The sequence below is a fragment of the Aminobacter niigataensis genome (assembly GCF_014200015.1).
In the GTDB taxonomy this organism is placed as follows: domain Bacteria; phylum Pseudomonadota; class Alphaproteobacteria; order Rhizobiales; family Rhizobiaceae; genus Aminobacter; species Aminobacter niigataensis.
The window spans coordinates 260,497-283,633 of record NZ_JACHOT010000004.1 but is presented as its reverse complement, the minus strand read 5'-3'; the positions used below and the strand labels follow the sequence as shown (position 1 = coordinate 283,633).

27 protein-coding genes are annotated in these 23,137 nt (G+C 65.2%); 16 read left to right on the top strand and 11 right to left on the bottom strand.

What is annotated here, in order from left to right; genetic code table 11:
• Positions 1–199: 199 nt before the first annotated feature.
• The 3 genes from GGQ99_RS16565 to GGQ99_RS16555 all read left to right on the top strand — a co-directional run bounded on the left by GGQ99_RS16565 (position 200) and on the right by GGQ99_RS16555 (position 2,616).
• Positions 200–1,639, top strand: coding sequence for an FAD-binding oxidoreductase (locus tag GGQ99_RS16565; protein ID WP_183263379.1), 1,440 nt, complete (start codon positions 200–202; stop codon positions 1,637–1,639).
• Positions 1,640–1,760: 121 nt separating this feature from the next.
• Positions 1,761–2,102: an ArsR/SmtB family transcription factor gene (locus tag GGQ99_RS16560; RefSeq protein WP_108606214.1), complete on the top strand. Its 342-nt coding sequence runs from the start codon at positions 1,761–1,763 to the stop codon at positions 2,100–2,102.
• 25 nt (positions 2,103–2,127) lie between these two features.
• A complete protein-coding gene (locus tag GGQ99_RS16555; RefSeq protein ID WP_108606213.1) occupies positions 2,128–2,616 on the top strand; it encodes an SRPBCC family protein in 489 nt (162 codons plus the stop codon).
• Between the two features lie 69 nt (positions 2,617–2,685).
• Here GGQ99_RS16555 and GGQ99_RS16550 read toward each other — a convergent pair whose 3' ends face one another.
• Together GGQ99_RS16550 and GGQ99_RS16545 are read right to left on the bottom strand one after the other, a co-directional pair.
• Positions 2,686–3,003, bottom strand: coding sequence for a hypothetical protein (locus GGQ99_RS16550; RefSeq protein WP_246389614.1), 318 nt, complete (start codon positions 3,001–3,003; stop codon positions 2,686–2,688).
• A 69-nt stretch (positions 3,004–3,072) separates the two neighbouring features.
• Entirely contained in the window at positions 3,073–3,975 is a 903-nt protein-coding gene (locus tag GGQ99_RS16545) for a LysR family transcriptional regulator (RefSeq protein WP_183263378.1), read from the bottom strand.
• A gap of 153 nt (positions 3,976–4,128) precedes the next feature.
• Here GGQ99_RS16545 and GGQ99_RS16540 point away from each other — a divergent pair, with 153 nt between their 5' ends.
• The 3 genes from GGQ99_RS16540 to GGQ99_RS16530 all read left to right on the top strand — a co-directional run bounded on the left by GGQ99_RS16540 (position 4,129) and on the right by GGQ99_RS16530 (position 6,900).
• On the top strand, positions 4,129–5,310 hold the full coding sequence (locus GGQ99_RS16540; protein WP_183263377.1) for an MFS transporter: 1,182 nt from the start codon (positions 4,129–4,131) through the stop codon (positions 5,308–5,310).
• An 88-nt stretch (positions 5,311–5,398) separates the two neighbouring features.
• Complete coding sequence (locus GGQ99_RS16535) at positions 5,399–6,232, top strand: aldo/keto reductase (RefSeq protein WP_183263376.1); 834 nt, start codon at positions 5,399–5,401, stop codon at positions 6,230–6,232.
• Between the two features lie 209 nt (positions 6,233–6,441).
• Positions 6,442–6,900, top strand: a complete 459-nt coding sequence (locus tag GGQ99_RS16530) for a glyoxalase superfamily protein (protein ID WP_183263375.1) — start codon at positions 6,442–6,444, stop codon at positions 6,898–6,900.
• 70 nt (positions 6,901–6,970) lie between these two features.
• Here the strand turns inward: GGQ99_RS16530 and GGQ99_RS16525 are convergent, their stop codons facing one another.
• Genes GGQ99_RS16525 through GGQ99_RS16515 form a run of 3 tightly spaced genes read right to left on the bottom strand, consistent with a single transcriptional unit; the run spans position 6,971 to position 9,850 of the window.
• Positions 6,971–7,786, bottom strand: coding sequence for an ABC transporter ATP-binding protein (locus tag GGQ99_RS16525; protein WP_183263374.1), 816 nt, complete (start codon positions 7,784–7,786; stop codon positions 6,971–6,973).
• Positions 7,779–8,831, bottom strand: a complete 1,053-nt coding sequence (locus GGQ99_RS16520) for a FecCD family ABC transporter permease (protein WP_183263373.1) — start codon at positions 8,829–8,831, stop codon at positions 7,779–7,781. Before GGQ99_RS16520 ends, GGQ99_RS16525 begins: the two co-directional genes overlap by 8 nt.
• A complete protein-coding gene (locus GGQ99_RS16515) occupies positions 8,828–9,850 on the bottom strand; it encodes a FecCD family ABC transporter permease (RefSeq protein ID WP_343061747.1) in 1,023 nt (340 codons plus the stop codon). The genes GGQ99_RS16520 and GGQ99_RS16515 overlap by 4 nt, the downstream gene beginning before the upstream one ends.
• A 90-nt stretch (positions 9,851–9,940) precedes the next feature.
• Here GGQ99_RS16515 and GGQ99_RS16510 point away from each other — a divergent pair, with 90 nt between their 5' ends.
• The 4 genes from GGQ99_RS16510 (at position 9,941) to GGQ99_RS16495 (ending at position 13,014) form a co-directional block, all read left to right on the top strand.
• The gene (locus tag GGQ99_RS16510) at positions 9,941–10,855 is read left to right on the top strand and encodes an ABC transporter substrate-binding protein (RefSeq protein WP_183263372.1); all 915 of its coding nucleotides are present in this window, start codon (positions 9,941–9,943) and stop codon (positions 10,853–10,855) included.
• Positions 10,856–10,993: 138 nt separating this feature from the next.
• On the top strand, positions 10,994–11,599 hold the full coding sequence (leuD, locus tag GGQ99_RS16505; protein WP_108606205.1) for a 3-isopropylmalate dehydratase small subunit: 606 nt from the start codon (positions 10,994–10,996) through the stop codon (positions 11,597–11,599).
• 192 nt (positions 11,600–11,791) lie between these two features.
• Complete coding sequence (locus GGQ99_RS16500) at positions 11,792–12,625, top strand: hypothetical protein (protein ID WP_183263371.1); 834 nt, start codon at positions 11,792–11,794, stop codon at positions 12,623–12,625.
• Positions 12,626–12,633: 8 nt separating this feature from the next.
• Complete coding sequence (locus GGQ99_RS16495; RefSeq protein ID WP_183263370.1) at positions 12,634–13,014, top strand: RidA family protein; 381 nt, start codon at positions 12,634–12,636, stop codon at positions 13,012–13,014.
• 27 nt (positions 13,015–13,041) lie between these two features.
• On the opposite strand, the gene vapC is transcribed toward GGQ99_RS16495, so the two are convergent.
• Together vapC and GGQ99_RS16485 are read right to left on the bottom strand one after the other, a co-directional pair.
• Positions 13,042–13,431 (bottom strand): type II toxin-antitoxin system VapC family toxin, encoded by a 390-nt coding sequence (gene vapC, locus GGQ99_RS16490; RefSeq protein WP_183263369.1) that lies wholly within the window; start codon positions 13,429–13,431, stop codon positions 13,042–13,044.
• Complete coding sequence (locus tag GGQ99_RS16485) at positions 13,428–13,658, bottom strand: type II toxin-antitoxin system VapB family antitoxin (protein ID WP_108606202.1); 231 nt, start codon at positions 13,656–13,658, stop codon at positions 13,428–13,430. Before GGQ99_RS16485 ends, vapC begins: the two co-directional genes overlap by 4 nt.
• 141 nt (positions 13,659–13,799) lie before the next feature.
• Here GGQ99_RS16485 and leuB point away from each other — a divergent pair, with 141 nt between their 5' ends.
• Positions 13,800–14,903, top strand: a complete 1,104-nt coding sequence (gene leuB, locus GGQ99_RS16480) for a 3-isopropylmalate dehydrogenase (RefSeq protein WP_183263368.1) — start codon at positions 13,800–13,802, stop codon at positions 14,901–14,903.
• 2 nt (positions 14,904–14,905) lie between these two features.
• Here leuB and GGQ99_RS16475 read toward each other — a convergent pair whose 3' ends face one another.
• Complete coding sequence (locus tag GGQ99_RS16475; RefSeq protein WP_183263367.1) at positions 14,906–15,610, bottom strand: DUF805 domain-containing protein; 705 nt, start codon at positions 15,608–15,610, stop codon at positions 14,906–14,908.
• A gap of 301 nt (positions 15,611–15,911) precedes the next feature.
• On the opposite strand from GGQ99_RS16475, the gene GGQ99_RS16470 reads away from it, so the two are divergent.
• Entirely contained in the window at positions 15,912–17,816 is a 1,905-nt protein-coding gene (locus GGQ99_RS16470; protein ID WP_183263492.1) for an ABC transporter ATP-binding protein/permease, read from the top strand.
• A 2-nt stretch (positions 17,817–17,818) separates the two neighbouring features.
• Here the strand turns inward: GGQ99_RS16470 and GGQ99_RS16465 are convergent, their stop codons facing one another.
• Together GGQ99_RS16465 and GGQ99_RS16460 are read right to left on the bottom strand one after the other, a co-directional pair.
• Positions 17,819–18,280 carry a DUF6644 family protein gene (locus GGQ99_RS16465; RefSeq protein WP_183263366.1) on the bottom strand — a complete coding sequence of 154 codons (462 nt, stop codon included), beginning with the start codon at positions 18,278–18,280 and terminating at the stop codon, positions 17,819–17,821.
• A gap of 15 nt (positions 18,281–18,295) precedes the next feature.
• The gene (locus GGQ99_RS16460) at positions 18,296–18,682 is read right to left on the bottom strand and encodes a DUF6152 family protein (RefSeq protein ID WP_183263365.1); all 387 of its coding nucleotides are present in this window, start codon (positions 18,680–18,682) and stop codon (positions 18,296–18,298) included.
• 145 nt (positions 18,683–18,827) lie between these two features.
• Here GGQ99_RS16460 and GGQ99_RS26310 point away from each other — a divergent pair, with 145 nt between their 5' ends.
• From GGQ99_RS26310 to GGQ99_RS16445, 4 genes are all read left to right on the top strand, one after another.
• The gene (locus tag GGQ99_RS26310) at positions 18,828–18,962 is read left to right on the top strand and encodes a hypothetical protein (protein ID WP_256371662.1); all 135 of its coding nucleotides are present in this window, start codon (positions 18,828–18,830) and stop codon (positions 18,960–18,962) included.
• 109 nt (positions 18,963–19,071) lie between these two features.
• On the top strand, positions 19,072–20,106 hold the full coding sequence (locus GGQ99_RS16455) for an aspartate-semialdehyde dehydrogenase (protein ID WP_108606196.1): 1,035 nt from the start codon (positions 19,072–19,074) through the stop codon (positions 20,104–20,106).
• 175 nt (positions 20,107–20,281) lie between these two features.
• Positions 20,282–21,529 (top strand): glycosyltransferase, encoded by a 1,248-nt coding sequence (locus tag GGQ99_RS16450; protein WP_183263364.1) that lies wholly within the window; start codon positions 20,282–20,284, stop codon positions 21,527–21,529.
• Positions 21,530–21,689: 160 nt separating this feature from the next.
• Positions 21,690–22,595 carry a bestrophin family protein gene (locus GGQ99_RS16445; protein WP_183263363.1) on the top strand — a complete coding sequence of 302 codons (906 nt, stop codon included), beginning with the start codon at positions 21,690–21,692 and terminating at the stop codon, positions 22,593–22,595.
• On the opposite strand, the gene GGQ99_RS16440 is transcribed toward GGQ99_RS16445, so the two are convergent.
• Complete coding sequence (locus tag GGQ99_RS16440; RefSeq protein ID WP_183263362.1) at positions 22,586–23,119, bottom strand: cupin domain-containing protein; 534 nt, start codon at positions 23,117–23,119, stop codon at positions 22,586–22,588. The genes GGQ99_RS16445 and GGQ99_RS16440 overlap by 10 nt on opposite strands.
• Positions 23,120–23,137: the final 18 nt, after the last annotated feature.

Genomic DNA, 23,137 nt, shown 5'->3' with positions numbered 1-23,137 from the left:
GCGAGCCGAAGCAGCCAGTCTGTGATTCTCGACTTTACGGCGAGCGAGGCGGAAACGGCAAGGCGAGGCGACGACATCCGCCCGGCGACGTGTCGCATCCGTCACTTTTAACGGACGTCGCTTGTTGAACCGTTCCCGGAGGCGCACAATCCACGGCCGCGACGGAAGAGGAGGTGTCACTCCATGGGAGGAATGCACCATGAACGACTTGAGCCTCACGACGCTGGATGGCGGCATGGCGATGGTCAGTGCCACGACGCTTGACGCCTTTGCTGCCAGCCTGCGCGGGGAAGTCCTCAATGCCGGCGATGCTGGCTATGACGAGGCCCGTACCATCTGGAATGCCATGATCGACCGCCGGCCCGGCCTCATCGTGCGCTGCGCCGGTGCTGCCGACGTCATCGCCACGATCAACTTCGCACGCGACAACAAGCTGCTCGTCGCCGTGCGCGGCGGCGGCCACAACATCGCCGGCAGTGCGGTCTGCGACGGCGGGCTGATGATCGATCTCAGCAAGATGAAATCGGTGCGCGTCGACCGTGTCGCACGGCGCGTCTGGGTAGAGCCCGGCTGCACGCTCGCCGACCTCGACAAGGAAACCCAGGCGTTCGGCCTCGCGGTACCCACCGGCATCAACTCGACCACCGGCATCGCAGGGCTGACGCTCGGCGGCGGTTTCGGCTGGACGACCCGCAAGCTCGGCCTGACCATCGACAACCTGCTTTCGGCCGACGTGGTGACCGCCGACGGCGAACTGGTGCGGGCGAGCACGGCCGAGCATCCGGACCTGTTCTGGGCACTGCGCGGCGGCGGCGGTAATTTCGGCGTCGTGACGGCGTTCGAGTTCAAGCTGCACAAGCTCGGGCCGCAGGTGTTGGCGGGGCTGGTCGTGCATCCCTTCGACGACGCCAGGCATGTGCTCGCGGAATATCGCGCAGCGCTTGAGGACGCGCCCGACGAACTGACCTGCTGGGCCGTGGCGAGGCAGGCACCGCCGCTGCCGTTCCTGCCAGCGGACTGGCATGGCAAGGAGGTGCTGGTGCTGGCCATGTGCTATAGCGGCGATCTCGAAGCCGGCGAGAAGGCAACGGCTGCCCTGCGCGGCATCGGCAAGCCGATCGTCGACGTGGTCGGCCCGAACCCGTTCACCGGCTGGCAGGCGGCCTTCGACCCCCTGCTCCAGCCCGGCGCGCGCAACTACTGGAAGAGCCACGACTTCATCGAACTGGCCGACGAGACCATCGACATTCTCGACGGCGCGATCAGGAACCTGCCCGGGCCGGAATGCGAGATCTTCATCGGCCATGTCGGCGGCGCCGCCGGGCGGGTGGCGACGGATGCCACCGCCTTCCCGCAGCGCAACTCGCATTTCGTCATGAACGTGCATGCACGCTGGCGCGAGGCGAACATGGACAATGCCTGCATCGACTGGGCCCGCGACATCTACGAAGCGGCGAGGCCGCAGGCGGTGGGCACCGCCTATATCAACTTCATGCCGGCGGATGAGGCCGACCGGGTCGAAGCGGCCTATGGCAGCAACTATGCCCGGCTGCTGGAGGTGAAGCAGAAGTACGACCCCGACAATTTCTTCCGCATGAACCAGAATGTGCGGGCCAAGGCCGCACGCAAGGCGGCCTGACCCCCCGGAGGCGTGCCGGTTTCAGCCGGCACGCTGCTTCTGCCCATGAGTCATTCGCGGCGCAGGCTTGACAGACGGCTCTATCCTTCATAACCACATTGTTATAGACAAAGGTTGTGAAATGACGCCGTCCGAACGCCTCGACGCCACATTCACGGCTCTCGCCGATCCAACGCGGCGGGCGATCCTTGCACGGCTGATGCAGGGAGAAGCCTCCGTCATGGAACTGGCCGAGCCATTTGCGATGAGCCAGCCGGCGATTTCCAAACACCTGAAGATGCTGGAGCGGGCCGGGTTGATCTCGCGCGGCCGCGATGCCCAGCGGCGCCCGTGCCGCATCGAGGGCGAGGCGCTGGCTCAAGTGACCGGCTGGCTCGAGGACTACCGCAAGGTCTGGGAAGGCAACTTCAAGCTGCTCGACACCCTGCTGGCCGAATTGCAGGCCAACCAGGGCAAGGCCTGACGCAGCAAGGCCAGGAGGAACGACGATGAAGCACAGGCTGGAAGTGACGACGCCGAGCGACCGCGAGATCGCCATGACCCGCGTCTTCGACGCGCCGCGCGACCTGGTGTTCGACTGCTGGACCGTTCCCGCGCTGCTGAAACGCTGGATGACGGGGCCGGACGGCTGGTCGTTTGCCGTCTGCGACATCGACTTGAAGGTCGGCGGCAAGTACCGCTTCGTCTGGCGCCACGAGGACGGTCGCGACATGGGCATGACCGGCACCTATCGCGAAATCTTCCGGCCGGAAAGGATCGTCAGCGTCGAGGTGTTCGACATGGACTGGACCGACGGCGAGGCGCGCTCGACGCTGGTGCTGACGGAGAGGGATGGCCGGACGATCTCGGTCAACACCGTGCTCTACAGCTCGCGCGAGGCGCGCGACGGCGCGATCGCCATCGGCATGGCCAAGGGTGTCGAGGCGGGCTACGACCGGCTGGACGACGTCCTGGCGGAACAGGTCGCAGCGAAGTAGGGCGGGCGCGGGCGCACGTTCTTTGACAGGCCATCCTTCGACAGGCTCAGGATGAGGGCGGATGAACGTTCAGCGGCAGACGCGACGATAGATATTGCCGAACAGCCGGATCTGGCAGCTCTGCCTGACCATCGGCACCTCGGGTCGCTGGATCTGCGGCACCACGATCTGGCGGTCCTGTTCGCGGAAGCGTTGCTGCTCGCGCTGGAATTCGATGCGGTTCTGGCGGCTCTGCAGGATCTGCAGCTCGTTGAAGCGGCCCTCGCGCGCCAGCTGGTTGCGGTCCGGCTGCCCCGGCAGGTCGATGGCAAGCGCCGGCACAGCACCGGCAAGCAATATGCCCGCCGCCACCAGGGTTGCCAGTTTCGAACTCGCTTTACTCGGCATCGACAGGTCTTCCGGTGCGAGAATCCACACAGGTTGAAGGTAGTACGCATATCGGCCGAAACAATGGCGTCATCCGCCGCGCGCCTTTTCGGCCAGGAAATCGATGAAGGCCCGGACGCGTGCGGCGAGATGGCCGTGGCCGGCAAAGACCGCGTGGATCATCTCGATGTCCTCGGGATTGTAGGCTTCGAGCACCGGCACCAGCATACCGGCATCGATGTCGGCCTCGACCTGGAAACGCCCGGTGCGGATCAACCCGACGCCGTCGAGGCAGAGCCGCCGCAGGCTCGGACCGTTGTTGGCGAGCAGGTTGCCATTGATGCGCTGGGCGAAATTTTCGCCCGTCTCGGGGTCGCGGAAAATCCATTCGTCGCGGCTGGAGAGGAAGTTGAAGCGCAGGCAGTTGTGGCCGACGAGGTCGGCCGGCACCTGTGGCACGCCGTGGCGTTCGAGATAGGCGGGCGAGGCGACGACGACACGGCGGATTTCGAGAATCTTGCGCGCCATGAGCGAGGAATCGCGCAGCTTGCCCGAGCGGATCGCGACGTCGGCGCGCTCCTGGTAGAGGTCGATAACACTGTCGGTCAGCGACAGGTCGAGCTCGATCTCGGGATAGAGCGCCAGAAATTCGGCCATGTGCGGCACGACGTGGCTGGCGCCGAAGGCGACGGAGGCGCTGACCCTGAGCGGGCCGCGCGGCACGGCCGAGCCGCCCGACGTCACCACTCGCTCCGCCTCCTCGATATCGCCCAGGATGCGCTGCGCGCGTTCGAGATAGACCTCGCCCTCGGGCGTCAATTGCAGCGCACGCGTTGAGCGCACCAGCAGCCTCGTCCCCAGCCTGTCCTCGATGCGGGTGATGAGCTTGCTGACCGCCGAGGGCGACAGGCCGAGTTGGCGCCCAGCGGCAGAAAAGCTGCCGAGGCCCGCGGCCCGCACGAACACGTCCATCTCGCCGGCGCGGTTGTCCATGGCTCGCCTCTTGTGAATTTGTTTCACAAGCATTCGTCCATCATAGCGGATTATTGCGCAAGTGGCTTTGCCCCATATTGCCGGCAAGGATCAACCGGCGAGCGGAACTCGCCTCAACTGCGCCCGCGCTCAGCGGGCGGGAATGGTTTTGCCATGCCTCTGGCCATATTCGCACTGACCATCGCGGCCTACGCGATCGGAACCACCGAATTCGTCATCGTCGGGCTGTTGCCGACGGTGGCGCATGACCTCCAGATCACCTTGCCGCTGGCCGGCCTGATCGTCAGCGTCTACGCCCTCGGCGTGACCTTCGGCGCGCCGGTGCTGACAGCACTGACCGGCAGGATCGAGCGCAAGCCGCTGCTGCTCGGCCTGATGGCACTGTTCGTCATCGGCAACACGGCAGCGGCGCTGAGCCCGAGCTACGAAATGCTGCTGGTGGCGCGCGTGCTGTCGGCCTTCGCCCATGGCGTGTTCTTCTCGGTCGGCGCGACGATCGCCGCCGACCTGGTACCGGAAAACCGCCGCGCCTCTGCGATTGCCATGATGTTCATGGGCCTGACGGTGGCAATCGTCACCGGCGTGCCGCTCGGCACCTTCATCGGCCAGACCTTCGGCTGGCGCGCCACCTTCTGGGGCGTCTCGGCGCTCGGCGTCATCGCCTTCGCCGGCATCGCCGCGCTGCTGCCGTCGACGCTGAAGAAGGCCGCCCCGTCGAGCCTGCTCGACCAGGCCAGGGTGCTCGGCTCCGGCCGGCTGCTGCTGGTCTTTGCCATGACCGCGCTCGGCTATGGCGGCACCTTCGTCGCCTTCACCTACCTCGCCTCGATCCTCGAGACCGTCACCGGCTTCTCGGCCTCGAGCGTCAGCCTGCTGCTGGTGCTCTACGGGCTGGCGATCGCAGCCGGCAACATCGCCGGCGGCCGCATCGCCGACCGCAACCCGGTCAAGGCGCTGACCGTGCTGTTTGCGCTTCAAGCTGCGGTACTGCTGGTGTTTTCCTTCACCGCCGTCTCGCCTGCCTGGACAATGGTGACGCTGGCCGGCCTCGGCTTCCTGTCCTTCGCCAATGTGCCCGGGCTGCAGCTCTATGTCGTGCAGCTGGCCAAGGAGCATCGCCCCGGTGCGGTCGACGTCGCCTCGGCGCTCAACATCGCCGCCTTCAACCTCGGCATCGCGCTAGGCGCCTGGATCGGCGGCCTGGTGGTCGCCTCGCCGCTCGGCCTCGGCGCCACGCCCTGGGTCGGTGCCCTGCTGGTGGCCGGCGCATTTGTCCTGACCGTGTGGAGCGGCGCACTCGACCGTCGCGACGAACCGGTATGCCAGCCGGCTTAGGATGATTGATCGGCTGCACCCGAGACCTAACTAAAGGCGGAGCCCATCCGCCCAAGCCTCCCCAACAAGCCCCCACAAGGAGAATTCCATGAACTTCGTGAACGCCAATGGCGCGACGATCCCCGCCCTCGGCTTCGGCACCTTCCGCATGCCTGGCAAGGAAGTGCTCGAAGTGGTGCCCGAGGCCATCAAGCTCGGCTTCCGCCACATCGACACCGCCCAGATCTACGGCAACGAGGCTGAGGTCGGTGAGGCCATCCAGAAATCTGGCGCCGCCCGCGCCGATATCTTCCTGACCACCAAGGTCTGGGTCGACAAGTTTCGTCACGCCGATTTCGTGACGTCGGTCGAAGACAGTCTGAAGAAGCTTCGAACCGACCATGTCGACCTTCTGCTCCTGCACTGGCCGAACGACGCGGTACCGCTGGCCGAGCAGATCGGCGCACTGAACGAGGTCCGGCAGGCCGGCAAGGTGCGGCACATCGGCGTCAGCAACTATAACACCGCGCTGATGGCCGAGGCTGTCCAGCTGAGCGCTGCACCCATCGTCACCAATCAGGTCGAGTACCACCCCTATCTCGACCAGACCAAGGTGCTGGAGACGGCGCGCCGGCTCGGCATGTCGGTGACGGCCTACTACGCCATGGCCGACGGCAAGGTGCTGTCCGACCCTGTGTTGAAGGACATCGGTTCGCGCTACGGCAAGACGGCGGCGCAGGTGGTGCTGCGCTGGCTGGTGCAGCAGGATGGCGTGGTCGCGCTGTCGAAGACCTCGACACTGAAGCGGCTGCCGGAAAACTTCGCCATCTTCGACTTCGAGCTTTCGGCCGAGGAGATGGCGGCGATCCACGCGCGCTCCGCTTCCGGCGGACGTATCGTCAGCCCGGCAGGCCTTGCTCCAACCTGGGACAAGGCAGCCTGAGCGTCGGCGCCGGCGCGACCGTTGACGTCGCGCCGTCTACTCCCTATCTGAGGGCGGTCAAGGGCGGGAAGCCCCTGCCGCCCGCAGCCGCAAGGCCTGGTGAAGCTTCCCTCGAAAAGTTCGTTTCCCTGTCGATGCGACGGCCGAAGCGGCAATGCGGGCTCCCGACCTTCAACCACGCCGTTCGCGCATCGCGAAGGAGCGAACCCATGACCACAGGTCAGACCAACGACTACAAGAACAATGCCCGCAGGCTGCGCGATGCGCTGGCCAGCGAAGGCATCGCCGTCAGCCACGCCAAGGCGCTGGAACTCGTCGCCCGCCAGGAAGGCGTCCGCGACTGGAACACGCTTGCTGCGCGTCCGGCGGCGACCCCGGTGTCGGCGAAGGCCGACGAGCCCAAGGCTGTCGTGCCCTTTGCCGTCGGCGAAAACGTCGCCGGCACTTTCAACGGCAACCCTGCGCAGGGCCGCGTCATCGGCCTCGAAGAGACGATCAAGCCGGACCTCTGGCGCGTCACCGTCGCCTTCAATCCGCCGGTGGACGTGTCGACCTCGAAGCTGTTCTCGTCGGAACGCCGGCGCATCCAGATGGTGGTCGGCGCCGACGGCCGCTCGCGCCGCCTGACCGGCACCGAGACCGGCGTGATGGCGCTCGCACGCGCCTGATGTCTTCTCGTTCACGCTGAAAGTTAAGGCCGTGGATCATCCGATCCGCGGCCGTTTTTACATGGGCGGATCAGGCCGCCGTGTCGGCCCGGAAGCGTGGCGACGAATTGCGGATCGGAATGCACAGCGGACGCTCGTGCACCGGGTCGGTGATGACGCGGCAGGAGATGCCGAACACATCCTCGATCAATTCCTCGCTCATCAGCTCGGCCGGCGCGCCCTCGGCGACGACGCTGCCGTCTTTCAGGAAGACCAGCCGGTCGGCGTAGCGGGCGGCGAGGTTGAGGTCGTGCAGCACCAGCACCACCGTGCGGCCGTGCTCCTGGTTGAGACGCCTGACCAGGTCGAGGCAATCGATCTGGTGGGCCATGTCGAGATGGTTGACCGGCTCGTCGAGGCAGATGATGTCGGTCTCCTGAGCCAGCACCATGGCGATCCAGACGCGCTGCAACTGGCCGCCCGACAGCGAGCCGAGCCGGCGGTCGGCGAGGTGCGACACCCCGGTACCGAACATCGCCGCCTGGATGGCCTCGCCATCGGCGGCGCTCCACGGCTGCAGCATCGACTGGTGAGGGTAGCGCCCGAGCCGGACCAGCTCCTCGACGCTCATGTCGTCGGGCGCCGACGGGTTCTGCGCCAGGAGGCCGATATGACGGGCCAGTTCCTTTTCCTTGAGCCCTGATATCGGCAGGTCGCCGAGCCGCACCTCGCCCGATTTCGGCTGGTGCAGCCGACGGATGGCGCGCAAGAGCGTGGACTTGCCGCAGCCGTTGGGGCCGGCGAGCACGGTAACCTTGCCCTTGGGAATCTCGAGGTCGATGGCTGAAAGAGCCGTCGCCGCGCCATAGGCGACGGTAAGGGCGGCGACGGTGATCGCTTTATCCATTGGTGCTCCCCCTGCGCAGCACGAGGTAGAGGAAATAGGGCGTGCCGATGACTGCGGTGACCGTGCCGGCGGGCACTTCGGTCGGCGCAAATAGCACGCGCACGATGAGGTCGGCACCGACGAGCATGATCGCGCCCAAAAGGAAGCTCGCGACGATGCCCGGGATGACCGGCCGGCCGACGATCAGCCGGGCGAGATGCGGCGCCATCAGCCCGATGAAGCCGACACCGCCGGCGAAGGCGACGGCAAGTGCGGTCAGCGCCGAGGCAAGCGCGAAGACCAGGATGCGGAAGACCGGCAGGTTGAGGCCGATGCCACGCGCCGAGACCTCGTCGAGGTCGGTGGGCGGCAGGCGGCGCGCCACGGCGAAGACGCCGACCATGGCGATGGCGAGGCCGATGGCCACGACCTGGACCTCGCCCCAGTTGATCTCATTGACCGCACCGGCGAGCCAGCGGCTTGCCTGGGTCGTGCGGTAGATCGGCCCGACGATCATCAGGATCAGTGTCGCCGCCTTGGCGACGGCACCGACGGCGATGCCGAACAGCAAAAGCCGCACCGCCGACGAGGCCTGCTGGCCGGAAAGCAGGAAGACCGCCGCAATCGCCACGCTGGCGCCGACCATCGCCGCCACCGGCTGCCAGACGATCGAGGTGACAAGCGCATTGCTCTCGTCGGAAAGCAGCGCCAGGAAGATGACGACGCCGAGGCCGGCACCGCCGATGACGCCGAGCACGCCGGGCGAGGCCAGCTCGTTGCGCGTCACCTTCTGCAGCAGATAGCCTGATACCGCCATGGCGCCGCCGGCGAGTATGGCGATGGCGACACGCGGCGCGCGCAGCTGCAGCACGACGACACGTTCGCCGCGCGTGCCCTCTCCGAACAGGATTTCGACGATGCGACGCGGATCGATCCAGGTCGAGCCGAAGCCGATGCCGCAGAGCGCCAGGGCCGCCGCGACGGCGGCAATGACGGCAACTGCGATCCAGGCGCGGCGGCTGATGCGGGCCAATGCCGGCGATAGGCGTGGGGCGAGCGGGCTCATGCGGCGCGCCTCCTGAGCAGGACCAGCAGCAGCAGGCCGCCGACGATGGCCGTGACCGCGCCCACGGGCGCCTCTCGCGGATAGATGACGAAGCGGGCGACGATGTCGGCGAGCGTGGTGTAGAGCGCGCCGACCATCGCGGCGGCGGCAATCTGCAGCCTGTGGCCGAGCCCGACCAGGGCGCGCGCCGCATGCGGCACGACAAGGCCAACGAACATGACGGGACCGGCCATGGCGACGGCCGCACCGCTAAGCAGCGCAACCGCAAGGAAGGCCAGCCCCCTGACGACGCCGAGCGGCACGCCGAGACCGCGTGCCGTCGAATCGTCGGTCTGGAGGATGTCGAGCGGGCGGGCCAGCGACGCCGCCAGCGCGGCTCCCACGACCACGAAGGGCAGCCCATTGAGGGCGAGGCCAAGCTTGCGGTCGGCGAATGAGCCGGCCAGCCAGAACAGCAGCTGGTCGAGCATCGTTTCGTTCACAGTGAGCACGACATTGACGAAGCTGTCGAACAGGCCGGCGAAGGTGACGCCGACAAGCACGATCCTGAGCGGCGAGATGCCGCCGGCCGCGGCGGCCAGGCCGAAGACGACGAAACTGGTCAGCAGCGCCCCGACTGCTGCCGCCAGCGACAGGCCCGGCAGCGAAACAACGCCAAACAGCCCGCTCGCCATGACGACGGCAAAGGCAGCACCTGCGTTGAGGCCAAGCGTGTCGGGCGAGGCGATGCGGTTGCGCGACAGCGTCTGCACGATGACGCCGGCAATGCCGAGCGCCGCACCGACCATGGGCGCCATCAGCGCCCGGGGCAGCCGCAGGTCACGGATCACCACGTCGGTCTCGCTGCCGTCGAAGGCGGTGAGCGCCGTCCAGATCTCCTCGGGCGAATAGAGCCGGTAGCCGAGCGCCAGGCTGAGATACATCAGCCCGAGCAGGAGCAGCGCAAGCCCGGCGAAGAGCGACCGGTGCCCGATACGCGGATCCGCTCGGATGCTCGTGGTCGACGAAGCGAGGGGCACGTGGCAGCCTTAATATGAACTTGACAGTCAGGGTTTGATCTGACCCTTTGCCAAACCTTCCCGCCCTCGTCAAGTTTGGAGCCTTTTGCCATGAAGCTCTTCGTCAAAGCCATTCTCGGTGCGGCGCTCGTCGCTTTTGGCCTCAACCCGGCCTTCGCCCACGAGGTCAAGCACGCCATGGGCGTGACCGACGTGCCCGAGAACCCCCAGCGCATCGTAGTGCTGACCAACGAGGGCACCGAGGCGGTGCTGGCACTCGGCCTCAAGCCGGTGGGCGCCGTGCGCTCCTGGACCGGCTCGCCCTGGTATAGGCACATCGCCGGCAAGATGGAGGGCGTCGAGGTGGTGGGCGAGGAATCGGCCGTCAACCTCGAGCTGATCGCCGGCCTGCAGCCCGACCTCATCATCGGCAACAAGACGCGCCAGGAGAAGATCTACGACCAGCTCTCGGCGATTGCGCCGACCGTCATGTCGGAGCGCCTGCGCGGCGACTGGAAGGTGAACTTCGCGCTTTATGCCGATGCGCTCGGCAAGAAGGCCGAAAGCGACGTGCAGCTCAAGGCCTTCGATGACAAGGCGACCAAGCTCGGCGAGGCGCTCGGCGACAAGAAGGCCGAGAAGGTGTCGCTGATCCGCTTCATGCCCGGCCTGACCCGCATCTACTACAAGGACACCTTCCCCGGCATGATCTTCGACCAGATCGGCATCTCGCGGCCTGCGGTGCAGGACAAGCCGGGCTTCGCCGACGACGTGACCAAGGAACGCATTCCCGAGTTCGACGGCGACCGCCTGTTCTACTTCGTCTACGAAACCGGCAACGGCAAGGCGAGCAAACAGTCGGAAGAATGGCTGGCCGAGCCGCTGTGGCAGAACCTGCCGGTGGTGAAGGCCGGCAAGGCCGTGGCGGTTGACGATGCGGTGTGGAACACGGCCGGCGGCGCGATCGCCGCCAACCTGTTGCTCGACGACATCGCCCGCGTCTACGGCGTGACGCCGGCGCAGTAGCCAACGCCAGTGGGGACGCGTCGCCATATCGGTGAGGCGTCCTGGCTTTCCCCAGCGTCGAAACGCTTTGATTCCCGGCCAAGCTTGTGTAAAGCGGGGCAAGCCAAAATCCCCGCAACAGCCAGACGGGCAAAAGCCATGGAAAAATTCACCAAGCTCACGGGCGTCGCCGCCCCCCTGCCGATCGTCAACGTCGACACCGACATGATCATCCCCAAGGATTATCTCAAGACGATCAAGCGCACTGGCCTTGGCACCGGGCTTTTCGCCGAAATGCGCTTCAATGAGGACGGCTCGGAGAACCCCGATTTCGTGCTCAACAAGCCGGCCTACCGCAAGGCACAGATCCTGGTTGCCGGCGACAATTTCGGCTGCGGCTCGTCGCGTGAGCACGCGCCCTGGGCGCTGCTCGACTTCGGCATCCGCTGCGTCATCTCGACGTCGTTCGCCGACATCTTCTACAACAACTGCTTCAAGAACGGCATCCTGCCCATCACCGTCAGCCAGGAAGACCTGGACAAGCTGATGGACGACGCCTCGCGCGGCGCCAACGCCACCGTGTCGGTCGATCTCGAAGTCAAGGAAATCCGCGGCCCCGACGGCGGCGTGGTCAAGTTCGACCTCGACGACTTCCGCCGCCATTGCCTGCTCAACGGCCTCGACGACATCGGCCTGACCATGGAGAAGGCTTCGTCGATCGACAGCTACGAGAAGAAGGCTGCCGAGAACCGCCCCTGGGCCTGAGCCCTCGACGCCTTAAGGCTGGAATGTCTCGAAGCCCCGTCCCGATTGAAATCGCGGCGGGGCTTTTTGCTGGAACAATCGGCTCCGGCTGACTGGCCTGCCGCGCCATGCCATGGTCGCACCTCGGGATTCGGAGCGCGCACGGACATCGGCCGCTCCGTGACTTCGCATGTCGATCTCTAGGAGCAGACCATGAAATCTTCCGCCCTCGTTGCAGCTTTCGCGCTGGCGTTGACCGCCTCGACCGCGGCGCTGGCCCAGGACGACGGCCCGCAGACGATCGCCTTCGAAGGCGGCAACTTCACCATCGCCGAGAACGCCGAAGGCGAAAAGATCGTCGCCTACGACGGCAAGGAAATCGCCAGGAACTACGTCGCCTTCCACGATCGCACGGTCGAGGTCAGCGGCACCAAGGTGGCAATCTTCGCGCTCGGCGATGGCGGCAATGCCTGCGGCCCGGAGACCGTGCTCGCCTGGAAGACCGGCGCCGGCATCCAGTCGACCGTCGTCGGCGACGGCGAATGCGGCACCCCGCCTGCGGCTGTGACGAGCGACACGCTCTATTTCGTGCCCTACCTGCTGCCCGGCACCCAGGCGCCCGTACGCAAGTGGTCGCTTGACGATGGGCTGACCGTAGCCGGAGAGCTAGCGTTCACGCCGCAGCCCGGCACGACCTGGGCCGACCTCAAGATCGAGAACATCGCCTACCCCGTAGACTTTTTCGACAACGCCGAGCTCTATCAGGCCGCAAGCGCCATGCTGGGCGACCAGCTCGAGGGCGTGGCGCTCGGCCTTTCGGTGTCGAGCGGACCCGAAAAGACAGCCTCGGGCCTGGTCTTCGCCACCGGCTGCGTTCCCCATGCCTGCGGCATCAACGATTCCTTCATCGGCGTCGATACTGCGGGCAAGAAGCTCTACTTCGCCAAACAGGGCGATGCGTCCGAGCCCAGCACCTGGCCGGCATTAGCCGAGTGGCCGGCAGAGATGAAGGACGCCATGACCAAGTCGCTTGTACAGGGAGAGTGAGAAAAGCCATGCGAAAACTGATTTCGACAGGATCGCCCTTCGAGAAGACCGCCGGCTATTCGCGCGCGGTGGTCCAGGGCGACTGGTGCTTCGTCTCAGGCACCACAGGCTACGACTATGCCACCATGACCATGCCGGAGAGCGTCGAGGCGCAGACCCGCAACTGCCTGGCGACCATCGCCAAGGCGCTGAAAGACGGCGGCTTCGACATGGCCGACGTGGTGCGCGCGCACTACTACATCACCGACCAGGCCTATGTGGACCTGGTGTTCCCGATCCTCGGCGAGACCTTCGGCGACATTCGTCCCGCGGCGACGATGATCGTCTGCCAGCTCAACAAGCCCGAGATGAAGATCGAGATCGAGGTGACTGCGCTGAAGCGCGCGTGAATGCGCTGCTGGCGACAGGCGTGCGGCTCAAGCGAGTCGGAGGCCGAGGTACTCGGCCATCGGAAGGAAGTCGCGGTCGTCGTGCAAAAGCATATGACCGTGCTCGATGCAGAAGGTGGCGATGATTAGATCGGCAAGCGCCCTGATGGTGATGCCGCGCGCCCGCAGATGGCGATAGTTGGCCGCGGCCGCTACCGCCAGCCGATCGTCCATCATCGGCACGATGGGGTACTTCCGCAAATGGGTTTCAAAAAAGGTTGCATGCCGGTCGTCACGGACGCCGCGCAAGACTTCGAGCAACACCATGTCGCCGAGCAGAATTTTGCCCTGCGCCGTTGCCCGGTGGAGCTTGGCAACACTCTCGCGCTGCACATCGCGTAGGGCGAAAATCCAGACCGAGGTATCGACGACGATCATTTCCTGTCTTCAAGGCCCCAGTCGGTATCGGGTGTCCAATCGTTGCGCATGGCATCGAGATCGCCGTCCCAACCCATGCCTCGCATAGCCTCGAGAGCAGCCACCTGCTCCGAAATCGCGACCACTTGGCGCAAGGCGGCCTCGACGGTGGCTTTCTTGGTCGACTGGCCAGTGGCCTTCATGGCCTTCTTCATCAAGCGGTCATCGATATCGATATTCGTGCGCATGACACACCTATGTGTATGGATTGCCGCAAACATACACATAGCAGCCCAGAGATTCAAGAAATCCGCGCCTTTCCCGCTTGCACGCGCGCCCCGCCAAGGCTAGCAAGACCGCGGTTCACGCATCTTTCGGAAAGGCTTTCCATGGCGACGCGCAATCTTCTTCTCCTCCCCGGCGACGGCATCGGCCCCGAGGCCATGGCCGAGGTCCGCAAGCTGATTGCGGCCATGAACGACAAGCTCGGCAGCGGCTTTACCACCGACGAGGGCCTCGTCGGCGGCTCGGCCTACGACGCCCACGGCCAGGCGATCTCCGATGCCGACATGGTCAAGGCGATGGCCGCGGATGCCGTTCTGTTCGGCGCCGTTGGCGGCCCGAAGTGGGATGCCGTGCCTTACGAGGTCCGCCCCGAAGCCGGCCTGCTGCGCCTGCGCAAGGACATGGAGCTGTTCGCCAACCTGCGTCCGGCGATCTGCTATCCCGCCCTCGCCTCTTCGTCCTCGCTCCGCCAGGAAGTGGTCGAGGGCCTCGACATCCTGATCGTGCGCGAGCTGACCGGCGGCGTCTATTTCGGCGAGCCCAAGCAGATCATCGACCTCGGTAACGGCCAGAAGCGCGGCGTCGACACGCAGGTCTACGATACCTTCGAGATCGAGCGCATCTCGGGCGTCGCCTTCGAACTGGCGCGCACGCGCCAGAACCGCGTGACGTCGATGGAAAAGCGCAACGTCATGAAGTCAGGCGTGCTGTGGAACGAGGTGGTGACCGCCACCCACAAGGCGAAGTACGCCGACGTCAAACTCGACCACATGCTGGCCGATGCCGGCGGCATGCAGCTGGTGCGCTGGCCCAAGCAGTTCGACGTCATCGTCACCGATAACCTGTTCGGCGACATGCTGTCGGACGTTGCCGCGATGCTCACCGGCTCGCTCGGCATGCTGCCTTCGGCCTCGCTCGGCGCACCGGACGCCCTCACCGGCAAGCGCAAGGCGCTCTACGAGCCGGTGCATGGCTCGGCGCCCGATATCGCCGGCCAGGGCATCGCCAACCCGATCGCCATGATCGCGTCCTTTGCGATGTGCCTGCGCTACTCGTTCAACATGGTAGCCGAGGCCGACAAGCTGGAAGCGGCAATCGCAGCCGTGCTCGACGACGGCCTGCGCACCAAGGACATCATGTCCGAGGGCAAGACCGAGGTCGGCACGACCCAGATGGGCGACGCCATCATCGCGAAGTTCTTCGCCTAACGCTAGGCGGCCGGAACGTAGGGCGGGGGAACCGTTACCCCCGCCGGCACCGGCCCCCATTTGTTGTCGTGCTTCTGCGACGGCAGCAGCGAAAACACCAAGGTGATCAGCCCGCCGACATAGGGCAGCAGCATCAGCAGACAGAACCAGCCCGACAGGCCGAGGTCGTGGATACGGCGTACGGTCATGGCGATGCCGGGCAACAGCGTGGCCAGCACGAACAGGCCGGGCAAGGCGAAGCCGGCGACCGGCTCCTCCAGTCCGGCATCGAGGTTGCCGATCAACCCATCGATGCCGAAGCCGACGGTCGAGAGCGCGACCGCCGAAATCGCCCAGAACAGATAAAAACCCCAATATTCCTTGCGCCGGGCGCGACTGCGGAAATTGACGTAGTTTTCGGTCAATCCACTGCGGAAATAGCCCCACAGGCCGGTCGGTTGCGATGACCCGTCGGCCGCCAATCGGCCGAAATGCTGTGGTGCCGCAGCCCGGACCGGAGCCGAGGCCGACGAAGCGGCAAGCGGAGCCTGGATGGCAAAAACCTCCCGTGCTTGACCGCCGCTCGGCTGGAACTCGACCTGAGCGCCCTTGTTCACCGCAGCCATGTGCCTCAGGTCCTCGCGGGCGAAGGTGTAGCGATTGCCGTCGGCTCCGGCGATGAAGCCGAAGCCCTGGGTCTCGTCGTAATGCAGTACGTCCCCACGCATCTGTCGCCTCGTGATTGGCGCGAAGATTGTTCCAAACTCGGCTGCGCCGCAAGCGCGGGGGCGGAATGGGCCGGGGTAGTGGGGAGACAGCGGACAGTTGCCCTCCAGCAACGCTCGCGATGCATTGATTAGCCGGTAACCACATGTTGACTGTGAAATGCTCAACTCATGTTACCCTTCAATAGCAAATGGGCACTGGGGCAGGAAAACAGTGATTCGGGTCGACAGACCTCGAGATCCATCGGTGAACAGATGGCGTCGCGGCGCCGCAAGGCCGCCTCCCCTGACGCCGGTTTCGGCGATGCTCAACTTCTGGGGCCTGATGCGGGCCTACTGGATGTCGGATCGCTGGAAGGAAGCCTGGGGGCTGACGCTGGTGATAGCCCTCCTCACTGCACTTTCCAGCAAGGCCAGCGTCTGGATGGCCGAAGCCTCCGGTGAGTTGGTCAATTCGATTGCCTTCTTCCACGACCCGACAAACCTGACGCCGCTGGCGTCTCTGCTTACCAGTGCCGGCACGCTGCTTCTTCTCGTGCTGATCAAGGATGCGGGCTTTACCGGCATCCGCCATCTCTTCTCCACCACATTGCACCGAAAGTGGCGAGGCTGGCTCAACAGCCGCTTCAACGCCGCCCTGCTCGACGGCAACCACACCCATTTCCATGTCCAGCACGGCGGCGTCGACGCCGCGGGCGTCGGCACTCCTCCCCCCGACAACATCGACCAGCGCGTCCAGGATTCGATCAAGGGCATGACCGGCGGAGCGATCGGCCTGGCCATGGGCGTCATGAGCGTTGCCGCCTCGCTGTTCTTCGTCGGCCAGAAGCTTCTGGAAACCTCGACCTCGGTGCGCGGGCTGGAGTTCCTTGGCAACTACGGCAGCTTCGTGCTGGCGATCGGCGCGGTCGGGGCCTATGTCCCGCTCAACACCTACATCGCCATCAAGCTGGGCGGGCTGATGGAGCGGCTCAGCATCCGGATGCAGCAGGCCGAAGGCAGCTACCGCGGCGAGCTGACGACCTTCTTGCGCCGCAGCTTCCACGTCGCGGCCTCGCGCGGCGAGAGCGTGCAGCGGTCGATGCACGACCGGCTCTATCTCGACATCGACAAGACTTGGGGGCGGCTCAATACGGTCAATGCCGGCTACATGTCGTTCGAGCTCATCTACAACTTCGTCGCCGCCCGCTTCGTCGCCTACGGTCCCGGCCTGCTGCCCTACATGCATGGCCAGATCAACCTGAAGGGCTACATTACCGGCGCCGAGCTGGTGAATTCGCTGATCAGCCAGTGCTCGTGGTTCATCCACGTCATGCCGGCGATCGCCACGCTCAGAGCCAACAGCCAGCGCGTCATCGACCTTGCCAACGCAATCGAGGACGTCCAGCGGCCGCAGGAATTCTATGGCCTTACCGGCCATTCCGATTTCAGCTACGGCGGTCAGAACGCAATCTTCGGCCTGACCGTGCGCAATCTCGAACTGATGCATCGGGGCAGCGACGCAACGCCGTTCCTGACCGTTTCCAACCTGCGCTTCAGGCGCGGCGAATGGATCTTCGTGCGCGGCGAGTCCGGCTGCGGCAAGACATCCCTGGTCAAGGCAATCAACGGGCTGTGGCCGTATGGCCGCGGTGCCATCATCTATCCCGAGGGGGTGAAATCCTTCTACGCCACGCAGGACGTCAAGCTGCCGCAAGTGTCGCTAAAGCAGCTTGTCTGCCTGCCGGGCAGTGCCGACGAGCATTCGGAGGCCCGCGTTGCGGTCGCGTTACACAAGGCCGGGCTCGGCGATTTCATCGAGCATCTCGGCGAGGAGATGCGCGAGGGCAAGGTCTGGGACCAGGTGCTCTCGGGCGGCCAGAAGCAGAAGCTGGTGGTGGCCCGCATTCTCCTGCTCCAGCCCGGTCTGCTGTTCCTTGACGAGGCCACCGCCGCACTCGACCCGGAGGCCAAGATCGCTTTCCACCAGGCGATCAAGGACAACTGCCCCGATGTCACCGTGATCAGCGTGATGCACGAGGCCACCCCGCCGAAATCGGCGATGGGGCTGGAGTTCTACGACAGCGTCATCAGCATCGCCGACGGCGTCGCCACCAAGCAGGCGCATGTCGGCCTGCCCGCTGAGCTCACCGAGCTGCTAGCGCAACCCTTGCCCACCGACGAGTGGCCGCCGCTGCGTTTCCCCCGCATCAAGCTGAAGGAAAAGTAGCTTCACTGAAATCCGATGAAGCGGCCGCACAGCAGGACGGCACACCACAGCACGATTGAGGTTGCGGCAAGCACGCGTGGCGCCGGCGGACGGACACTCGCATCAAGCCCCTTGTCGACGGTGGCGAACGCCACGAAATTGGCCCCGGCGAGGCCGATGAGGCTCATCTTGGCGAGAAACACCGGCATCTGCGCATAGTGCGACGCGCGCACCGAAAACAGCAGGAGCCCGCTCAGCACGGCCACCCCGAAGGCGAGGAAGGCAAGTCGCCTGAGAAGCGCCACGAAGGGGCGCTCCGGCAGGGCGCGAAAGGCGCCAAGGATGCGCAGGTCCATCAGCGCAACCGAGGTGAGCAAGGCGCCGATGGCGGCGATATGGACCGCATTGACCACCGGGTAGGCAAAGTACGAGGTCTTGAGCAGCTTGACGGCGTCGAGTTGCTCGATAGCCTGCAGCGGCTCCACGTCCCCCGATCCCACTCAGCTCGGCGGCACGCGGTCCGAATAGACGTCGTAGGTCTTGCCGTTGACGATGATCCGGACTGCCTTCATGCGTTTTTCGGTTTCGTCACGCGAACGGTTTCCGATCGCGGTGACCTCGTCGCCTTTTTTGGCGACCTCGTCGCTGAAGCCCGCCGAGATCGTTCTCGCCGGCGGGGCGAGTTCCACCCGCCAGATGTCGCCTTCGACATCGACGTCGAGCGTGGCATGCGGATTTCCGATGTAGATTTCGGCGATGACACCCTTGAGCTCGAAAAAGCCGTCCTGGGTCCAGGACCAGCCGTGATGGGCAAGTGCCGGCAGGGTGAACATGGCAGCCGCAGCCAGCGTGGCGACGATGGGGACGCGTTTCGACAGGATTTCCATGGGGCTCCTCCGTCAATCGATCCACGGCGAGCCTAGGTACTAGGCGACAAAGGTCAAATCACAAGCGCCGGAGGCCGACAGCTCCGGCCCCGATTGACTCTCCACGCAAACCGGCTAAAAGCGGCGGCGAACAGGGAACCCTCCGATGCGCGGCCTCTTGATGGCGCTTTTCGCATTCGACTTCCCCGGCCACGATGCCAACCATCGTGCCGGGCGCGCAACCGCGTCCCTGCTTTCGACCAAAACCATGGCCAAAACCACCACCACCAAAACGGTGTGATTTCCCTTGGCCTGCTCACCCTCTCCCGGGTCCGGCCCGGGGGATGAAGCCCGCAACGGCCAGCGGGTTTTCTCCAGAAGCGAGCGGAGAGGGACAGGAGATTTTCGATATGGGTTTCAAGGTTGCAGTCGTCGGCGCCACGGGCAATGTCGGCCGGGAAATGCTCAACATCCTCGAGGAACGCGGCTTTCCGGTCGATGAGATCGTCGCACTGGCCTCGCGCCGCTCGCTCGGCACCGAAGTGTCGTTCGGCGACAAGACGCTGAAGGTCAAGGTTCTCGACACCTATGACTTCTCCGACACCGATATCTGCATCATGTCGGCCGGTGGCAACATTTCCAAGGAATGGTCGCCCAAGATCGGCAAGCAGGGCTGCGTCGTCATCGATAACTCGTCGGCCTTCCGCTATGACCAGGACGTGCCGCTGATCGTTCCGGAAGTGAACCCGGACGCGATTGCCGGCTTCACCAAGAAGAACATCATTGCCAACCCGAACTGCTCGACGGCCCAGCTGGTCGTGGCGCTCAAGCCGCTGCACGACGCCGCCACCATCAAGCGCATCGTCGTATCCACCTACCAGTCCGTTTCGGGCGCCGGCAAGGAAGGCATGGACGAGCTGTTCACCCAGACGCGTGCCGTCTTCGTCGCCGACCCGGTCGAAGCCAAGAAGTTCACCAAGCGCATCGCCTTCAACGTCATTCCGCACATCGACGTCTTCATGGACGACGGCTCGACCAAGGAAGAGTGGAAGATGGTCGCCGAGACCAAGAAGATGCTCGATCCCAAGATCAAGCTGACCGCCACCTGCGTACGCGTGCCGGTGTTCATCGGCCACTCGGAAGCCGTCAACATCGAATTCGACAAGCCGATCACCGCCGACGAGGCACGCGACATCCTGCGCGAAGCGCCGGGCTGCCTGGTCATCGACAAGCGCGAGGACGGCGGCTACGCCACCCCGCTCGACTCGGCCGGCGAGGATGCGACCTACATCTCGCGCATCCGCGAGGACCAGACCATCGACAACGGCCTGTCGATGTGGATCGTCTCCGACAATCTACGCAAGGGTGCCGCCCTCAACGCCGTGCAGATCGCCGAACTGCTGGTCGAGCGCGGCCTGATTGCGCCGAAGAAGAAGGCGGCCTGAGGCCAGCCTCGGAAAAGTGCCGCGTCGGGCATGGCCTGCGACGCGGCACGACGCGATTTGATGCCGGTGCGTTCGACGCCTCGGCATCTGTCTCAAGCTTGACCCCGATTCCGGCTACGCTACATTAGCATTGCTTGATGGGCAGTGCGGGCGCCAGCAATCGGGACCACCAGCCATGGCGCGTGACAGCGTCGACGCCGCGCATTCCAGCCCTGTGACAGACGCAAACGGCCAAGATCGCCCGCTGCGCATTCTCATGACCAATGCCGTCCTGACCGGCCGCAGCGGCACGGAAACGCTCGTCCGCGACACGGTGCTGGCGCTGCGCCGGCGCGGCCATTCGGTCGTCACCTTCGCGCCCGTGACCGGCCCGGCGGCGGCCGAAATCCGCGCCACCGGCTCGCCGGTGGTCACCTCGCTGGCACCGCTCAGTGAAGTGCCCGAAATCATTCACGGCCACCACACGGGTCCCACGATCGCCGCCCTCGTCCGCTTTCCCGGCACGCCGGCGGTGTTTGCCTGCCATGACTTCGCCAGCGACCAGGATGCGCCCCCCGTTCATCCCCGCATCAGGCGTTATTTCTATGTGCGCAGCGTGCTGCGCGGCCGGCTTGTCGACGAAAACGGCCTGCCGCCGTCACGCGTCACGTTCTGGCCAAACACCATCGACCTCAAGCGCGTCGGTCCCGCCGCACCGGCACCGGTGAAGCTGCACACGGCCGCGATCTTTGCCCACCCCGGCACCATTCCCTTCGCCAACTTGATTGCCGAAGCGTGCGAACGGCGCGGCATCGCCTTCCGCGGCGAATTGGTGGCAAAGGCAGCCGACGATGTCGTCAAGCGCCTCGATGGTGTCGACCTGGTCTTCGCCAGCGGACGAATGGCGCTCGAAGCGCTGGCCAAAGGCCGCGCCGTCATCAACGCCGACCGTTTCGGCATCGGCGGCCTGGTGACCAGGCAACGGCTCGACGATTTCGCTGCCGTCAACTTTGCCTATGGCGCGCTTTCCGAAGCAGCGTCACCTGAAGTCCTGGACAGGGAAATCGCCGCCTATCGGCCAGACGACGCAGCCGGTGTGACCCAGCATGTCAGGCGGAACTTCAACAGCGACGAAGGCGCACTGCAACTCGAGGCGATCTATCGCGCGGTCCTTTCCGAACGGGATTGGCCCAGGAAGGTCGCCTCCGAGGAGGATTTGGCCCTGGCCGCGATCCTCGAAACGTTTCTCCAGCAGAACCGTATCTTCGACCCCCGCTTCATCAAGCTGCGCGAAGGGGTGGGACCAAGCGAGGAGTTTCATTTCGCCATGGGCGAACTCTCGGGCAGGACCGCGGAGCTGGCAGCCGAGGTTCGCAAGCTTCGCCGCGGCGGTCCGTTCCGCAGTCTGCTGGAACTGTTGACCGGCAAGAACACACGTCGCTGAACCCTGGCCGGCCCAGCAAATGGCGGTAGCCCGCGTCGAGCCGCCAAGTGACTGAATCATTTCGACGAAACTGGCGCCAACGTCGCATTTGGAGGTGACTTCCCGATAGCCTTCGGCGCACAATGGCGGCCTCACGGCACCGCCAGAGGTTTCCGCCCGCATGATCGTCCGCCCCCGCACCGGCCTGCTGAAACTGTTCTTCGTCATGCGCGGGTCCGTCGTGCCGCGCATCCTGCCGCAGATCTTCGGCTTCGCGCTCTACGGCGCTTTGGTGGTGGCGGCGATCAAGGCGCTCGATCTCAACCTGGGTGACGCCGGCGTCGCGCCCTTCGCCCTGCTTGGCGTCGCCCTGTCGATCTATCTCGGTTTCCGCAACAACGCCGCCTATGACCGCTGGTGGGAGGCGCGCAAGCTGTGGGGCCAGCTGGTCTTCGAGATCCGGAACCTGTCGCGCGCCTCCAACGCGATGATTTCGGACCGCGACGAGTTGCGGCCGTTCCTGATGGATGCGCTGGCCTTCTGCCACTTCCTGCGCGGCGAACTGCGCCGCGTCGACACGCGCGAGGCAGCCCGCCCCTTCATCGGCGACGCCGTCGACGAGATCCATGCCGCCACCAACAAGCCGGACGCCACCATCCGCCGCATGGGCACGAGGCTCGCCCTGCTCAAGCGCGCCAAGGTTCTGGAAGCCATGGACTATCGCATCCTCGACGAGCGGCTGTCGGCGATCGCCGCCCTGCAGGCGGGCTGCGAACGCATCATGGGCACGCCCCTGCCCTTCGCCTACACGCTGCTCCTGCAGCGCACGGCTTATGTCTTCTGCCTGCTCCTGCCATTCGGCCTGGCGGCGTCCGCTGGCTGGGCGACGCCGCTGTTTACCGCACTGATCGCCTACACCTTCTTCGGCCTCGACGCGCTCTCGGAAGAGCTGGAGGACCCCTTCGGCATGGAGGCCAACGACCTTGCCCTCGACGGCCTGTGCCGCGTCTGCGAGATCTCGGTGTTCGAGGCCTTGGGTGAAACGCCGCCGCCGATGCTGGCCGCCGAGAACTTCTTCTATTCCTGAGGGTGCGCAGCCGGGGTCGCAGTTCCGGCAGCGGTCGTGTCGATGCCCTCCCAGTAGTCCATCGTCGCCGCCTTGCGGTAGCCCTCCCCGGTCAGCCGGACGCTGACCCGGCCGGAGTCGGGATAGACGATGACATCGTTGGGATCGCGCTCGCCGATGATGAGATAGCGGCAGGGCTCGTTCGTATGGTTGAACAGCGAGTGTCCGACCTTTTGCCCTGCCGGAAAGCAGACATAGTCGCCGGCCTTCATGACATAGGCGCGTGCGCCGAGCCGAAGCGTAAGCGCGCCCTCGAGGATGTAGGCGTGCTCCTCCTCAAGCATGTGATAGTGCGACGGGTTGGATTCCTTGCCCGGCGCGAGTTCTTCCAGCGCCACGCCGACGTGGTCGCCGCCTGCGAAATTGGATAGGTGCCTGAAACTCGAACCGAAACGCTCGCCCTGCGAAAAGGCCTCGAGCGGCACGGATTCCGCCGCGAAGGGCTCGGACACACCGTTGGCATTGATCGAAGTGCTGCTGGACATCGCCTGCTCCTCCTGGCC

Coding starts and splice junctions, on each gene's coding strand:
- GGQ99_RS16565 (WP_183263379.1), top strand. CDS start 200: ATGAACGACTTGAGCCTCACGACGCTGGATGGCGGCATGGCGATGGTC.
- GGQ99_RS16560 (WP_108606214.1), top strand. CDS start 1,761: ATGACGCCGTCCGAACGCCTCGACGCCACATTCACGGCTCTCGCCGAT.
- GGQ99_RS16555 (WP_108606213.1), top strand. CDS start 2,128: ATGAAGCACAGGCTGGAAGTGACGACGCCGAGCGACCGCGAGATCGCC.
- GGQ99_RS16550 (WP_246389614.1), bottom strand. CDS start 3,003: ATGCCGAGTAAAGCGAGTTCGAAACTGGCAACCCTGGTGGCGGCGGGC.
- GGQ99_RS16545 (WP_183263378.1), bottom strand. CDS start 3,975: ATGGACAACCGCGCCGGCGAGATGGACGTGTTCGTGCGGGCCGCGGGC.
- GGQ99_RS16540 (WP_183263377.1), top strand. CDS start 4,129: ATGCCTCTGGCCATATTCGCACTGACCATCGCGGCCTACGCGATCGGA.
- GGQ99_RS16535 (WP_183263376.1), top strand. CDS start 5,399: ATGAACTTCGTGAACGCCAATGGCGCGACGATCCCCGCCCTCGGCTTC.
- GGQ99_RS16530 (WP_183263375.1), top strand. CDS start 6,442: ATGACCACAGGTCAGACCAACGACTACAAGAACAATGCCCGCAGGCTG.
- GGQ99_RS16525 (WP_183263374.1), bottom strand. CDS start 7,786: ATGGATAAAGCGATCACCGTCGCCGCCCTTACCGTCGCCTATGGCGCG.
- GGQ99_RS16520 (WP_183263373.1), bottom strand. CDS start 8,831: ATGAGCCCGCTCGCCCCACGCCTATCGCCGGCATTGGCCCGCATCAGC.
- GGQ99_RS16510 (WP_183263372.1), top strand. CDS start 9,941: ATGAAGCTCTTCGTCAAAGCCATTCTCGGTGCGGCGCTCGTCGCTTTT.
- leuD (WP_108606205.1), top strand. CDS start 10,994: ATGGAAAAATTCACCAAGCTCACGGGCGTCGCCGCCCCCCTGCCGATC.
- GGQ99_RS16500 (WP_183263371.1), top strand. CDS start 11,792: ATGAAATCTTCCGCCCTCGTTGCAGCTTTCGCGCTGGCGTTGACCGCC.
- GGQ99_RS16495 (WP_183263370.1), top strand. CDS start 12,634: ATGCGAAAACTGATTTCGACAGGATCGCCCTTCGAGAAGACCGCCGGC.
- vapC (WP_183263369.1), bottom strand. CDS start 13,431: ATGATCGTCGTCGATACCTCGGTCTGGATTTTCGCCCTACGCGATGTG.
- GGQ99_RS16485 (WP_108606202.1), bottom strand. CDS start 13,658: ATGCGCACGAATATCGATATCGATGACCGCTTGATGAAGAAGGCCATG.
- leuB (WP_183263368.1), top strand. CDS start 13,800: ATGGCGACGCGCAATCTTCTTCTCCTCCCCGGCGACGGCATCGGCCCC.
- GGQ99_RS16475 (WP_183263367.1), bottom strand. CDS start 15,610: ATGCGTGGGGACGTACTGCATTACGACGAGACCCAGGGCTTCGGCTTC.
- GGQ99_RS16470 (WP_183263492.1), top strand. CDS start 15,912: ATGCTCAACTTCTGGGGCCTGATGCGGGCCTACTGGATGTCGGATCGC.
- GGQ99_RS16460 (WP_183263365.1), bottom strand. CDS start 18,682: ATGGAAATCCTGTCGAAACGCGTCCCCATCGTCGCCACGCTGGCTGCG.
- GGQ99_RS26310 (WP_256371662.1), top strand. CDS start 18,828: ATGCGCGGCCTCTTGATGGCGCTTTTCGCATTCGACTTCCCCGGCCAC.
- GGQ99_RS16455 (WP_108606196.1), top strand. CDS start 19,072: ATGGGTTTCAAGGTTGCAGTCGTCGGCGCCACGGGCAATGTCGGCCGG.
- GGQ99_RS16450 (WP_183263364.1), top strand. CDS start 20,282: ATGGCGCGTGACAGCGTCGACGCCGCGCATTCCAGCCCTGTGACAGAC.
- GGQ99_RS16445 (WP_183263363.1), top strand. CDS start 21,690: ATGATCGTCCGCCCCCGCACCGGCCTGCTGAAACTGTTCTTCGTCATG.
- GGQ99_RS16440 (WP_183263362.1), bottom strand. CDS start 23,119: ATGTCCAGCAGCACTTCGATCAATGCCAACGGTGTGTCCGAGCCCTTC.